Genomic DNA, 13468 nt, shown 5'->3' on the forward strand with positions numbered 1-13468 from the left:
TTATTTCCTCCCAAATGGTTTGTTATAGTTTTTATTCAATAACTCCTGGACATCGGTCATTCGGTAATAGATTTTAGCTCCGATCTGCGAGAAAGCAATCTTTCCTTCATCGCGCCAACTTTGGGCAGTTCGCTTGGAGATCTTCATCAGAAATAGAAAATCCTGATTGTCGATGAATTTGTCTTCGGGGCGTTCCTTACGAGAAATCAGATCTTGAATTGTTTCGAGTTTTCCTACTAGGTCGTTGTAGGCATCTTTTGTTAGAATTACTGCTTCCATATTTTTTGATGTTTAAAAATTTTATGGAAGCGAAAGAGAAATAAAAGTTAAAGTCCACAGGTCCCAAAAAGGTCCGTCGGACCTTTTTTTCAAGAAATCAAGGTTTAATTGAGAATAGAGAGCGTATTATTTAGGAAGTCCGTTTTTGAATTCGGACTATTTTTCTAATAAATCAGAAATTTCTATTCGGCCGTCCTTTGGCCGCTTGTCATACCGGTTGGGTCGAAGGATAGTTTTTAATGTTTCCGCTGAAAGGGGTTTACCATCTTTATCTTCAAAACTCTGAATTATAAATTCTGTTAGTGATGGAATTGAACAATCAATTAATGGTATTCCATCAACTCTAATTGTCATAAATTGGAAAAAAATATCTGCCAATACGTTAATTTGCCCATTCCAGCGAAGCTTAATGTTAGTAAAATTTGAACTTACAGGTGTACGTTGGGCTAAGTCTTCCAACTTTTGGATTTTTTCCATTTCCAGGTCAACCTGCAAGGCAAATGATGGTTTTGAAACTTTGGGTTCGGTTGGCTGATACTGCAAAAATTCCGTTTTACGTTCAATTAAATACTTCATTTTTTCAGAGAAGGAATTAAGCTTTTCAAGTTCTTTCGATACCTGGTCGAAATCAAATTTTCGTTCTTTTTTACATTGCCCTAATTCATAATCTCTCAACTCATCAACAACCAAGGCATGTTTCATTAGCCAATTTAAGGTTACAAATTTGTCAGTGTCTTTGTCCACCTGGTTAGCCAATAGCATCCGAAGTGAATTTAACCAGGCAATAGGTTCTATCAAACCTTTGATCTGATGCCTGATAAATTCCTGGCATTCCTGAAGTTTCCAATTTTTGATTTTTGCTAATAGAGCAGCGCAGTAATGTGTGTTTTCAATGGATTTTATGTCAGGAAAATCTTCGCTGACAAAATCGTAAGGATGTGCTTTTGCAATAGCAGTGTTTACAATTGGCCGTTCTTTGAACCGAATAGATAAATTTAGATCATTTAACATAGTAGATAACGTAGTGTGTAACTACAATGTTAAAAGAATATTTAAAAAATTAGTAGTTAAGGATAACTTAACTACTAATTTGTAGTTGAAAGGGGGATTAATTGAAAACCTCCATAGCTTTATCGAGTTCTTCGTTTACAATTTTGGCGTAGACCTGGGTAGTCTTTATGGAATTATGACCCATTAACCTGGATACATATTCTATTCTCATTCCTTTTGACAAGGCTCTGGTTGCCCATGTATGACGAGAAACATGGAAATGAAGTTTTTTATTAATGCCTGCCGACTTTGCTAAGTCTTTTAAATCAGCATTTGTATATGCTGAATGCGAAGAAATCCATGAAAACAGCGTTTTCTCTACGGAATAATCTATAAAGCGTTTCAATAATGGGAAAATAAAATCTTCATTAACAGTATATTCTGTCTTATATTTTTCAATGATTTGAATTGCCCTTGGGGGTAGCTTAATTGAAACGGTTGTACCGGTCTTGTGCGTATTTACAACCACTCTTTCTCCATTGTATTGTTGCCAACGTAACATTAAGATGTCGGAAATTCTAAGTCCTCCTGCATATGCAGCAAATACAAACATATCTCTATGAATATCCTTTTTTGATCCCTTCTGTAATTGAAGCTTTTCCAATTTCCCCAACTCTTCCTCAGTCAGGTAGTTTTTAGGAGTTTGCTCCCACTTCAATTTATACCTTAAAAAGGGATTTTTCTCAGGAGGAAAAACCTCTTCCTTAATAGCTTCATTAATTATGCGTCGAATACTTTTCATGGTTGTGTGAATTGTATTCGTACCATTCTTTAATTCGGAACGCAGATAATATTCAAACTTATTTAGCCAGATTACATTCAATTGATCAAGATAAAAGTTCTGATTAGAGGTGAATTTCTTTACCTTTTCAATTGCAACATTCATTTTTCTGATGGTACCTAACTTAAGTTTGGTTTGTGATATTTTAAAAAAGTGGGCAGAATAATCAAAAAACAACAAGCTTGTTTCTCCTTTTATAGCTTTTATTAGTTTTTCAGAATTATCACTATCTCCTTTCATTTCAAAATCAAGTAGTGTACCCTGTGCTTCTGCAATTTTGGTTGCTATTAAATTATTTAGTCGTGTAGAATTAGGATGAGCCTTCTTTACAATTCTTTTGCTACTATCCCAGTCCTTTTCTTTTAAGTAAATACCTAAAGAAGCATAGTTGGATTTACGATTTTGGATGACCCTCATATAAAGTGGAGCTTCTCCTCTCCCATTAACTTTAGAGGTGTTCAGAAAAATTTTTAAGGTAGCCATATTGATGTTTTTATTAATGGTGTTATGCCTTCATAGATTTTTCTGCAATGATATTGGTAAAACAATTGGTAAAACATATGCATGTTTCATCTGCCTAGTTCTACATTGCTTTAAACCAAACATTTAAGAAAAACCGCATTTAGACACTAAAAACATCGTTTTTCGTCCACCAGCGTTCAAATTTGGCTCTCTCCGGGGTCACAAGATTTCTTAGAATACGCTGTAAATCTATTACTTACAGCGTATTTTATTTTAGGGGTACAACATAGGTAAAACATTTTACCCTAATACAAATTACCCCACTCCCGTTTTTTAAAGAACCACTTTGTGCACTACTATTCGATGTAATTGCACCCAAATGCATTACAATAATATTTAATAAATCGCTGATTACCAATAGTTTTAGCTAAAATATTTATCACTTAAAAAGCTAAAAACTATGGCAAGACAAAAAGGCTCCTTAAAGTATGTGGGCACCCTGGGCGATATCCGCCACTTCAAAATCAAAGGTCAGAAAGGTTACTTTGCCGGCATGGTTGGCGGTCCTACCAGTCAGCAGGTAAAAACGGCAAGCGAGTTCAGTCGTACCCGTGAAAACATGAATGAGTTTGGCGGTTCGGCCAAAGCGGGTAAATCACTGCGAACTGCCTTTTCTGCTTTACTCAATTCCATGTCTGATTCACAACTAACAGGCCGGGTAACTGCGGTGATGAAAAAAATCAACCTGGAAGATCAATCGGAAGCTCGTGGTTACCGTGCTATTCTTATTTCTCAGCAACCTCAGTATTTATTGGGTATTCAGTTTAATCGCAAGATCAATTTTGACACCGTGTTCAATGTTCCTTTTTCTGTTACTCCTGCAGTTAACCGTTTGAGTGCCGATTTACAATTGGAAGCATTTGATCCCTTCAGCAAGGTAAGAGCACCGCTTGGGGCAACCCATTTCAAAGTAGTCCTGGCTTTGGGAGTGGTTTCTGATTATGCCTATAATGAAGCGACAAAATCTTATGAGCCTTTGGCTGCAGCGGAAAACGAAGCTTCGGCCGTAGCAATCTCTGATTACCAGGATTTGAAACAAGCGGTACCCGTGCTGAACTTAAGCACAGCTTTATCAAACTTGGCTACGGTTTCAACCGATGCAACTGTAATGGCGGCCATTGGGGTAGAATTCTACCAGCAAGTAGGCGCCAATTACTACTTGTTGAGCGGAAGCAATGCGTTAAAACTGATTGCTACCTTTTAACGATGGCGCTCATTGAACTTAAACGAATGGCTCAGGGAAAATCATCCACCCTGAGCCATTTATATGTTAACGGTATTTTTGCGTGTTATCTTTTAGAGGATGCGATACGTAAAACCAAAGTACCAGGTAAAACGTGCATACCGGAAGGTTCTTACAAACTCCTTTTAAATACATGGGGAGGCATGAACTTGGATTACCGAAAGCGTTATCCAATAATGCACAAAGGAATGATCGAAATTTCGGGGATTCCCAACTTCAAATCGGTCTACCTCCACATTGGCAATACCATTAATGACACTGCTGGTTGTCCGCTTTTTGGTTCCTGGTATAATTTGGTGAATGGTGAATTTGAAGTTTACCAATCACGCCTGGCTTACGAACGCATCTATCCCGTACTAACAAAGATCATCGCTGCTGAATCTGTTCACTTAACAGTTACCAATCAACATCTTTAACTATGTCAGAACTTGGAATATTCTTTGGGTCCTTAATTAGTCTGCTGCTTTCGGTAGTGGCTTATTTCATCCGGCAGCTGCATACTGATTTCAGAAAAGTAGAGCGCGATCTGTCGGAAGTAAAAACTACTACATCGCTAATCAAGTCGGAATTTAAAAACGGGTATGATCTGTTAAATCAGAAAGTAAGCTACCTGGAAAAACGAATTGAAATATTAGAACATCAACAATTTAAAAACTATGAACACTGATAAAAAAATCACCTTGGTTGATCGGGTAAAATCTCCCACTCCAAAATTCTTTCGCAAGGTCCGCACAATTGGTTTAATGATTGGCGCGGTTGGCGGGGCATTATTAGCTGCTCCTGTTGCACTGCCTGCAGTGGTTGGAACCATTGCAGGTTACCTGGCAACAATTGGCGTGGTGGCCTCGGCAGTAAGCCAAACGGCCGTTCGCGATTAAGTTATATTTTATCTATCGAATTAAAGTCCCGGCAAATTGCGGGGACTTTTTTGTTAGCCGCTTAGCTAAACATTAAATATGTATTCTTTAAGAATGACTTAAATGTAGTTAAAGGCATGAAGGAAAGCAGTCTTACCACGTCTGAAAATGACATTCATGTCAACCCGACAGAACTTCTTAAACTTCGGTTAGGCAACCCAAAACTTTTTACGGCTATTTTGCAAGCGAGGCAGCGTATAAATGGACCGTGCAGATGGCCTTGAGGGTTTATGCCGCTGACCGCTTGCAAACCCGTAGGGCTTGATAGCTGTAAAAAAGGTTAACTTCGGCGGAAGCGAGGTTTAAGGATGGGTGAACCGAGCCAACGACGGTTGAAACGAGTGCGGCTTACTTGAATATGACTTTGATAATAAAAGGGGCTGTGTAAGCCCCTTAACTTTGGTGTATCTTTTGTTTTTTGGATAAAGAAATTCCTATGAAGATATGCTATCTCAAAATTTCTTTAATTTCAAGATAATCTTTTAGTAGTTCATCAATTTTTTGCATTGTTTCCTTTTCATTTAAAATTGGCCTTACAGGATGCATTACTTTATTTCTCAATTGACTATATAAACCATTAGCGGAAAATTTTGAACTAAACTTATTCAGTATTTTAAATTCCACTGGAAGTGTATTGACAAATTTATTTAGGGTTATACCTATTGTTTGTAAATACATGTGTTCAAATATTGAGTTATCTGATCCTGTTTTTAGAGATTCATCAAAATTGCGAACAACCGCTTCTAAATGCTTATCATTCGACTTTTTAAACTCCTTGATTATGTCATTCTGCTCAATGTGCTTCTTTAATAGATAAACAATACTTTGCTCAATGTCTGCAAAAACTTCATATAAATAATTATAAACAGCTTGACAATTTAGATTAACATAAGAGACTAAACCTAGAATTTCTTGATAATTTGTTAGAAAATAAAAATGCCTTTCCTCTTTATTAAATTTTCTTACAAGATCAATAAAACTTAGTCTATAGTAAATAGTATCACCCTCCCCAATTTTGGTAAGATTTAAATTATTATAAATATTCCATTCTCGTGTTGAAAAATATTTCAATATTTTACCATTTTGAGATATTGGTAAAACGTCGAATCTGTTTTTTTTCATTAATTCTAACGCTTCCGTTTCGTTTTCATTATTAATTGAAAACCAATCCCATTTGTTAATTCCAATCTGAGCGGCTGTGAGATCCAAAATAGGATTATAATCAAAATACTTACGGATATCCATTATTAATTACTTTTTAAATTATTGTCTATACTGAATCATTTGAACTTTTTGAAAAGTTTCTTTGTTGTAGAAAACAAACAAAAAAGATTAAAAGCATTATAAATGATTATACTGTACAATACGTCATAGATATTAGTGCAATCAGAAAAGATTTTATTAGACAATATTAAAATAACTGTGGAAAATAATCGTATTGATGTCAATAAAAATACCAAATTGTTTTTACTGGGTAAGGTGTTGTGGAAAAGGCAGGTAAAGCAGCCATGAGCGTGTGTTGGCCTTGTGCCGCGAGCCGCCTTGCGAGTGGAGGGAATGGAGGACCAAACACTTGCCAGAGGTACGATGGTGATTTGCGACATATGGCGAAATGGCGTGGGTTAGCATCCAAAAGGAAACGGAATAAATGGGATTGCGAGTAATGGCCTTGTGGGTTTATGCCGTAGTCTTTTGCAGGGTATAAAAAGGGGCTTGTGCAAGCCCCTGAACTTTGGTGTATCTTTTGTTTTAGTGAACACTCGTATTAAAAGTTTATAAAATTCACTTTAATCTGCTAAGTATTTTTTTTTAAAAAACCTTTTGGGGAACTGTTTATTTTTAAAAAACCTTTTTTAAAATCTAAAGTCTGATAGCTTTCATAATTATTTGAATAACCAATCATTCTACCTTGAGGTATTTTTATTTGACCAGTGAACCAACTGGCAAAAACCTTTTCTTCGTTAGGAAAGAGAAAATCAAGGCCCACTATTCCGGATCTCGTATTACCAAATAAATCAATTAAAAACAGTTTGTTTTCAATAATTTCCCAAGTTCCTTTATAGCCCCTCCAACAACCTGTTGTATACCTGTAAAATATTGGTTGTTCTTTTAAGTTATCCAAATATGGTTTAAGAGGCATTGAGGAGATGAACAAGCGATCGCCGTTATAAATTAATAATTCCTTGGTTTGCGGTGTCATAAATAGGACTTTTTGATTTGATATTACAGAGGATAATGTAAATCAATTTCGGATTTTTGCTCAATAAAGGAGTCTAAAATTGAAATAACTTCCATCTGATTTTCAATCAAAAGGTTCAAAAAATTTGAATATAAACTAAAATTTAAGGCATAAAAATCCTTACAAATACAAGTAAAACATATTAAATCTAATATAGAGGAAAAATTAAACTCCTTTCCTAAAACTCCTGCATAGTTCTGAGTCAAGTTTTCCAGCTTTTCATAATATTGGGTTACTTCTACGTCAGGAGCTTCAGCTTTTGGCATACATTCCAAATAAACATTACGCATTACTTCTGTGCGTGCCTCCATTTCTTTTTCAATAACTAATGGAAAATGGTGATAAAGTTTATTCTCAAATAACTCTGACGATAATTCTAATTGCATAGGATCGTCTATTGAATATATTTCTAATTCAGGTGTCCATTTAATATTTGAATTAAAGCAAAGACCATACATAGCAATACAAACTTGTTCATAACTGATGTCCTTTTTAGGATCTGCAGTATAAAAGCCATTGCCCCATTTTAAAATTTGGCTGTATTTTTTAATTTCATCTGCAGAAAATGGATGGTGAACAGATAATAATCTTAATAGGAAATCACAATTAATCGATAATAGATTACAGTATTGATAGGTGGTTAACATATAAATTATATAAATATTGGGTTGCAAAATAGAGATATTGGCGGCAAATTAATGATTTTGATTTTCATCAATTTACAGTGTGAAGGGCAAATTACAAGAGCCCTTTGCTATTGCTAGGTTAATTACCACATTCAAAATTTACGTTCATCTTTATCCAAAATTATAAGAACATGGACTTAGTATTTATTCCTATAAAACAAATTGAATCATTGGAGCAGTCGATCTATGACATGTTAATGAGCAACCCGGAAATGGGGTTTGGCGATATGGGTGACTGTCAGCAGACGGCAAAGCTAACAGTGGAAGAATGGGTTGACAATAATAATATTTCTACTAACGAAGAAAGGGACGGCCGAAAAACTTTTCCTAATGGCTTTCCCTCATGGCAGGAAGTTCATTTTGAAATCGTCATGGCAATTACCGAAGCTTTCAATCTGGGAAAAGACCAAATGCCTACAAGAATCCGAAGAATCATTGAAAAACACGGTCGTGGCGGTCTCTATGAATTGGCGGAGAAACTGACAATGGACTTTGAAATCAACAATACGCAATGGACGTACGAGAAAATCAGAAGTTTTGTGGAGCAAGAAATTTACTTTCATAGGGACAATGTTAGGCTGTTTGTTGAACGATTTATTAGCAGCATTTGGACACAATTTAGTGACCCAACAAGCAACTTTGATGACGTTGTTGAGTATTGTATGGATTTTGTTAATCCTGAAGATTGGCACGAAGGCGATATTTATTGGGCATTCCGCAAGAAGATTGATGAACAAAAAAATCAGTAGTTTCGATAAAAAATAAAACGAGGCAGCCTAAGCTATCCCATTTGTTACTACTTACTATTTTACGACACTTTCAAGTAAACAAATCTAAAACCTTAGCAGACAGCCGATCATCAGGCGGGTATTAAAATTTATTCCATCCTCCCTTGTTGCCCGGACAGCGCAAAAACAAGGGAGCCTCGCTATTACAAACAATTCAAAACCTAAGCCAGCTGTTAACGATGCTCTTTGCAATCTTAAGTGGATGTAGTTCGCTACGCGAGCTGAGTAGTATCAGGTTTGTAAGCCACTTTACTTTGTTGTTTTTGCAGCGATAGCCTACCATGCATTTAGTCAATTTGCTATAAGTACTGAGGAGACAGCACGCCTTTTGCTAGACCAACGTTATGAGCCGTTTATATTTTCATCCTAAGTAAGTTGGCTGGTGACCTTTCCCTGATGTACCGACAATGTTGTTCGCTTTTAATGTTGTCGCTGGAAGTCGTGTTGAATTATATAGGTTGTTTGTATAAACTTTCGTGAACCAATAAACCTGGTCAACAATTTTATTGAAGTCGGTGCTACCAAACTTATGCTTTATTATAATTGGGTTGATAACAGCACTGTGTTCTTCTGCTTGAATGTTTGTCGCAAGGATAGAATATTTATGTTCATTGTCCTGATAAGAACTTCCTGACAATGGGTTTATTGCAATTCCTTTTTCATTTTTCATTGCAATGACGGGGAATCCGGATTTAATTATTTCCACTATATCAATTTTAATCTTTCCCCAAACATTGCTAACAGCATTTGTCAAGGAAATAATATCTGCTGAATGAAGTTTACCGTCACGGTGAATAACAATGCATTTGGGTTGTTGTAAAGTGTTTTTTGTCAAGATACCTGCAAGTTTTTTGAAGGCAGTTATGCAATGACTTTCAATTAAATTTTCTTTTCTTGGAATTTTCTTTACGATGTGATTACCTATTAAAAGTCCTCGGTTATCAAAAATCACTGTCGCTAAGTTGGAAAACTTCTCCTCACCGTGGGTTGTGTGTCCCAAGTCAATGCCAATGAAATAACCATTATCCTCTAAATGAGTATCTGCTATTGCTGCTACAATACCGCCTAATTTTTCAAGACACTTGCAAACGAAGTTTGAAAGCTTTGCTCTGTTTTGTTTGTTGTCTGAGGTATCACCTTGATAAATTTGAAATTTCCAATTTTTGATCAGCTCAAAAAAATCTTTAGGCAATTGGTATTTACAGAATATGGCAATCATTGTTTTGTTTATTTGTGTCCGAATAATGTTTTGAACTTCTTCTGGATTAATTGCTGTGTTTTTATCAACCATCAATGGAGGAAGAATATTAAAATTTTCAGAACCTTTATTGAATGAAGCGACTAATTCTTTAAACATTGTAATGTTTAGATCGTCAAAAACTATTGGTAGAATATTCCAATTACTTACTGGTCTGTAAATGCCGTTATAAAAGCTTGCGCTTTGAACATTTGATTTCGTATGAATATCATTTTGGTCTGTAAACAATTTTGTAATATAAGGGTGTTTCCAACCTTCTTGCTGTTCAACCTTCGCTTTTAGTGTAATTGGCAATGTGAATTGGTTGATTTGCTCAATTAGGTTTTCTTTTTTTAGAAATATAATTATTAGCTCATCGGCTGCAATATCGTTTCGAGTATATTCTAAGCGGAGACCAAATTTTGTTTGTGTTTTTGAATGCAGCGTAACATTTTCTGATTGGCTACCAACCAATAAATTATTTTTTGTTTCTAATTCAAGGACATTAACTTTAAAGTATTTCTCCTTAGATAGTTTCAGGAATTCGGGTAAGTTAAAGTTGTCAAGAACTGGATTGATAAACTTAATTGCGTTCTTCAAATTCTTTGATGTATTCTCCGTAACTTTTTCAAATATTTCAGGTGAATAGTTGGCCAAGAAATGGTAATCAAAAGTTGCTATGAAGTTGGCATTGTCTTTTAGTATATCATCTAATTTCTTGGTAAGTTCCTTGTCAAGTAAATCAATTTTCTTTCGGTAAAACTTCTCAACATTAACCAAACTAAATTCCATCTCATTTATGTTGGAGTTAGTTTTATTTGTTGTTTTCAGGTTACTGATATAAGCTTTGTTAATTGGTGATATGCTCCCAACAATTTTTGATACAGGAAGAATGTGAATCAGGTAATGACCAGAAGGAAATACCTCAATGTTGAACTCAATGGCTTTAAGTAAATGAAAAGGATACAGGTTAACTGTTTCAACAATGAAAATATTTTGATTAAGATGTTGCTTATAATGTTTAGACAATTGTTGTCGCAAAAGTGCTGCAATGAGATTGGAAATGAGTTGAGTATTATTGAATGGCGCAGAAAGAGTTTTTGAACCGTTGATGCAATATTGCTTTGTGGATTCGTCAACAAGTTTGGAAAAGGTATAGAAGCAAGTATCTTCAATGTCATAAAGAAGGAAGCCTGATTTCTTTTCAAGCCAATATTTTAGTTTGTCTTTTTGGGTCTGGTCTGCAACAATCCATTCCAAATAGTCATATCGTGACAAGGTTATGCAGTCAACAAAACCTCTCCTTGTGGTGAGAAAAGCTTCGAACATAATGTCAATTTTGTTTTCTTACTTTCAATTCTTACTGTTATCTCTTAATGTCGGTTTTAATTAACATTGCTGACCAAAATAGCAATTGTTTTTTTAAAAGGGGGTGATAGTTGAGGTCAGGTAAAACAGCCTTGAGCCTGCGTCGATCTTGTGGAGCGAGCCGCTTGCGGAATTCCGAGAAACTGCGTTACATCCTTTTGAGCATACGAGGTTACTGACAGCAAGAGCATCATTAAAACCAATATGAAATTTGAAAAATATCGCATAACTAATTTCTGTTCTTTTATGTTCTTGCGTACTCTTTACAGGATTTTCGGCTTTACTCCTTCTTTTGTTAGACACCATTTGGTGATGCAGCATGCTTTGTGGTGTCGGCTAACCGTTGCGAATTTAATTTGCGAATATTAACACAGGCTTGATTGAAATCAATTAACAATTTGATTATAAAATATTTTAAACTGTTTTAAGTGGGTTTCGGCCAAAAGGTAAAACAGCCTTGAGCGTGCGACGGCCTTGTGCCGCGAGCCGCTTGCGAGTGGAGGGAATGGTGGGAGCAAACAGCAGCCCGAGGTACGAGGGCGGTTTGCGACCTATGTAGAAAGGACGCGGCTTTTGGAAGTCGAGGTTTGTACGAGGACAAAAGCCTGGCGGCCTGCACTACACAAGGGTTGGCGGGCTTTTTGGCCGCGCAGGCAAACCAGATTGTGTAGGGAATCCAAAAAGTATGACAACCCGCAGCCTGACCGACTAGCAGGCGAGCCTAAACACGAGCAGCGTCCGGGATGGTAGCGGCTGAATGGATGGAGCCGAGGTACGAGGCGCAAGGAATGAAGCGGCTACCAGCACGGAGAGAGCTGCTATGACGAATGAGGAGCCGAAAGCAATGGGTATGACAGCCTGCCGCCAGGCACCCGAAGGGTATAAAGTGTTAATGCTAATTGTTACTTTATAGGCTGGCGTACCCATTGCCGGCGACGAGTAAGGAATGCCTATTTACCTGTTGTGGGGTGGCCTTTGACTATCCTGCTGAACTTTTCCTGTTATTTGGACGGAATAGAATTCTAAGAATGTTTTAAAACAAAAAAAGTCACTCTCTTGAGGTGACTTTTGATAATGGAATAAATTTCTTTTTAGATGCGGAATCCAATACCAAGTGATACTACTTTGTTTTTAACAGTAACATCGACGGCTGTAAATTTCGCAATGTTTGTTAATCCTAAATTGTAGCGGGCATTTAAAAATAAGCCTATAGGGAATTGGTATTCAGCACCAATGTTTGCTCCTAAATCCAGGCTATTATATTGATCTTTTACATCTTCAGAGTCTCCAAATTTATCTTTCGCGCTTAACAATAGTCCGATTTGAGGTCCAGCTTCTAGATGAAGGCCTTCAACGATATTATATTTAAACATTAGTGGTAAGATTAAATAAGAAGTGTTGTTGGTAAGAGGTATGCTATCTCTATTCCATTTGTAGCCTTGCATTGATAACAATAATTCAGGCTGGAAGGAAATTTTTTTAGTGATAGAAGTAGTAACAAGACCACCTACATAAAAACTGGTAACGCTTGAAGGAGTCATCGATAACCCATTACCAGAAAAAGTGTTGTTGGCAAAGTTACCACCAGCTTTAATACCATATTTAATCGGAGATTGAGCCATCGCTGTTCCTGCCATCATTACAGCGGCAAATAATAAGTAGATTTTTTTCATTATTGCTATTGATTGCGAGGGCCAAGTATAGGAGAAAAAAATGAGTCAACTGTAATTTTTTTACCTCCAGATGAACCTTTTTATTGGCTGAGGTAAACTTGCCGGTGCTTTTGAATACTATTTATCCGGCAGGTTTTTTTTAATTAGCTTCGTATTCTTCTAAAACATCAAATCCCCAAAAACCTTTTCTAACTGTCAGGTTTACATTATTGGCTGTATTGATTATATCCGTTTGAGAATAACTAAATATGAGCTCCTTTTTTAATCCTTCATAATTAATTACTACATAAGGTAACCGTTCATTTCTATGCCCTTTGGAACCAGGTATGCTTCCTTTTTCTATTATAGAATATTGTTTATTTACTTTTTTATAATCTGCCATATACAAGTTGGAAGCCATAAAACCAAATAGTAAAATCGCTCCAGTTGAACATGTATGACCAATGTAATGTAGGATCCAATGCCCCACTCTGCCATCAATATTATTTAACTTATCATATAACAAGGGTGTTAAAAACACCCCTGGGACAGTCCAGATTAGAAGAGGAATTTTGACATCTATAATTGTTTGTCGATAAATATAAATTTCCCATATCAATAATATTAATCCTAATAAAAAAAAACTATAAAAGGCCGCATCAAGGATCTTATTCCCTTTTGAAACCCTTTCATTAATCAAGCCTTT

At 36.1% G+C, this 13468-nt stretch carries 15 protein-coding genes; 6 read left to right on the forward strand and 9 right to left on the reverse strand.

Annotated elements, in window-relative coordinates:
- The 3 genes from NF867_RS09315 to NF867_RS09325 all read right to left on the reverse strand — a co-directional run bounded on the left by NF867_RS09315 (position 1) and on the right by NF867_RS09325 (position 2593).
- A complete protein-coding gene (locus tag NF867_RS09315) occupies positions 1-279 on the reverse strand; it encodes a helix-turn-helix domain-containing protein (protein ID WP_103790777.1) in 279 nt (92 codons plus the stop codon).
- 156 nt (positions 280-435) lie between these two features.
- Entirely contained in the window at positions 436-1290 is an 855-nt protein-coding gene (locus NF867_RS09320) for a hypothetical protein (protein ID WP_252587557.1), read from the reverse strand.
- Between the two features lie 97 nt (positions 1291-1387).
- On the reverse strand, positions 1388-2593 hold the full coding sequence (locus tag NF867_RS09325; RefSeq protein ID WP_252587558.1) for a site-specific integrase: 1206 nt from the start codon (positions 2591-2593) through the stop codon (positions 1388-1390).
- Between the two features lie 439 nt (positions 2594-3032).
- Between NF867_RS09325 and NF867_RS09330 the strand changes: the two genes are divergently transcribed.
- Genes NF867_RS09330 through NF867_RS09345 form a run of 4 tightly spaced genes read left to right on the forward strand, consistent with a single transcriptional unit; the run spans position 3033 to position 4753 of the window.
- Positions 3033-3836 (forward strand): hypothetical protein, encoded by an 804-nt coding sequence (locus NF867_RS09330; protein WP_252587559.1) that lies wholly within the window; start codon positions 3033-3035, stop codon positions 3834-3836.
- 2 nt (positions 3837-3838) lie between these two features.
- Positions 3839-4291: a DUF5675 family protein gene (locus tag NF867_RS09335; RefSeq protein WP_252587560.1), complete on the forward strand. Its 453-nt coding sequence runs from the start codon at positions 3839-3841 to the stop codon at positions 4289-4291.
- A 2-nt stretch (positions 4292-4293) separates the two neighbouring features.
- Complete coding sequence (locus tag NF867_RS09340) at positions 4294-4542, forward strand: hypothetical protein (protein ID WP_103790071.1); 249 nt, start codon at positions 4294-4296, stop codon at positions 4540-4542.
- A complete protein-coding gene (locus NF867_RS09345) occupies positions 4532-4753 on the forward strand; it encodes a hypothetical protein (RefSeq protein ID WP_252587561.1) in 222 nt (73 codons plus the stop codon). Before NF867_RS09340 ends, NF867_RS09345 begins: the two co-directional genes overlap by 11 nt.
- A gap of 486 nt (positions 4754-5239) precedes the next feature.
- Here NF867_RS09345 and NF867_RS09350 read toward each other — a convergent pair whose 3' ends face one another.
- From NF867_RS09350 to NF867_RS09360, 3 genes are all read right to left on the reverse strand, one after another.
- A complete protein-coding gene (locus NF867_RS09350) occupies positions 5240-6037 on the reverse strand; it encodes a hypothetical protein (protein WP_252587562.1) in 798 nt (265 codons plus the stop codon).
- Positions 6038-6587: 550 nt separating this feature from the next.
- Complete coding sequence (locus NF867_RS09355; protein ID WP_252587563.1) at positions 6588-6992, reverse strand: hypothetical protein; 405 nt, start codon at positions 6990-6992, stop codon at positions 6588-6590.
- A gap of 23 nt (positions 6993-7015) precedes the next feature.
- On the reverse strand, positions 7016-7678 hold the full coding sequence (locus tag NF867_RS09360; protein ID WP_252587564.1) for a hypothetical protein: 663 nt from the start codon (positions 7676-7678) through the stop codon (positions 7016-7018).
- A gap of 170 nt (positions 7679-7848) precedes the next feature.
- Here NF867_RS09360 and NF867_RS09365 point away from each other — a divergent pair, with 170 nt between their 5' ends.
- Complete coding sequence (locus tag NF867_RS09365; RefSeq protein WP_252587565.1) at positions 7849-8466, forward strand: hypothetical protein; 618 nt, start codon at positions 7849-7851, stop codon at positions 8464-8466.
- Positions 8467-8866: 400 nt separating this feature from the next.
- Here the strand turns inward: NF867_RS09365 and NF867_RS09370 are convergent, their stop codons facing one another.
- Positions 8867-11071 carry an argonaute/piwi family protein gene (locus NF867_RS09370; RefSeq protein ID WP_252587566.1) on the reverse strand — a complete coding sequence of 735 codons (2205 nt, stop codon included), beginning with the start codon at positions 11069-11071 and terminating at the stop codon, positions 8867-8869.
- A gap of 796 nt (positions 11072-11867) precedes the next feature.
- Here NF867_RS09370 and NF867_RS09375 point away from each other — a divergent pair.
- Entirely contained in the window at positions 11868-12023 is a 156-nt protein-coding gene (locus NF867_RS09375) for a hypothetical protein (protein ID WP_252587567.1), read from the forward strand.
- A 178-nt stretch (positions 12024-12201) separates the two neighbouring features.
- On the opposite strand, the gene NF867_RS09380 is transcribed toward NF867_RS09375, so the two are convergent.
- Together NF867_RS09380 and NF867_RS09385 are read right to left on the reverse strand one after the other, a co-directional pair.
- Positions 12202-12783, reverse strand: a complete 582-nt coding sequence (locus NF867_RS09380; protein ID WP_252587568.1) for a porin family protein — start codon at positions 12781-12783, stop codon at positions 12202-12204.
- Between the two features lie 139 nt (positions 12784-12922).
- Positions 12923-13468 (reverse strand): hypothetical protein (locus tag NF867_RS09385; RefSeq protein ID WP_252587569.1); only part of this gene is annotated, 546 nt, incomplete at its 5' end.

The sequence above is a fragment of the Solitalea agri genome (assembly GCF_023914155.1).
Taxonomy (GTDB): Bacteria; Bacteroidota; Bacteroidia; order Sphingobacteriales; family Sphingobacteriaceae; genus Solitalea; species Solitalea agri.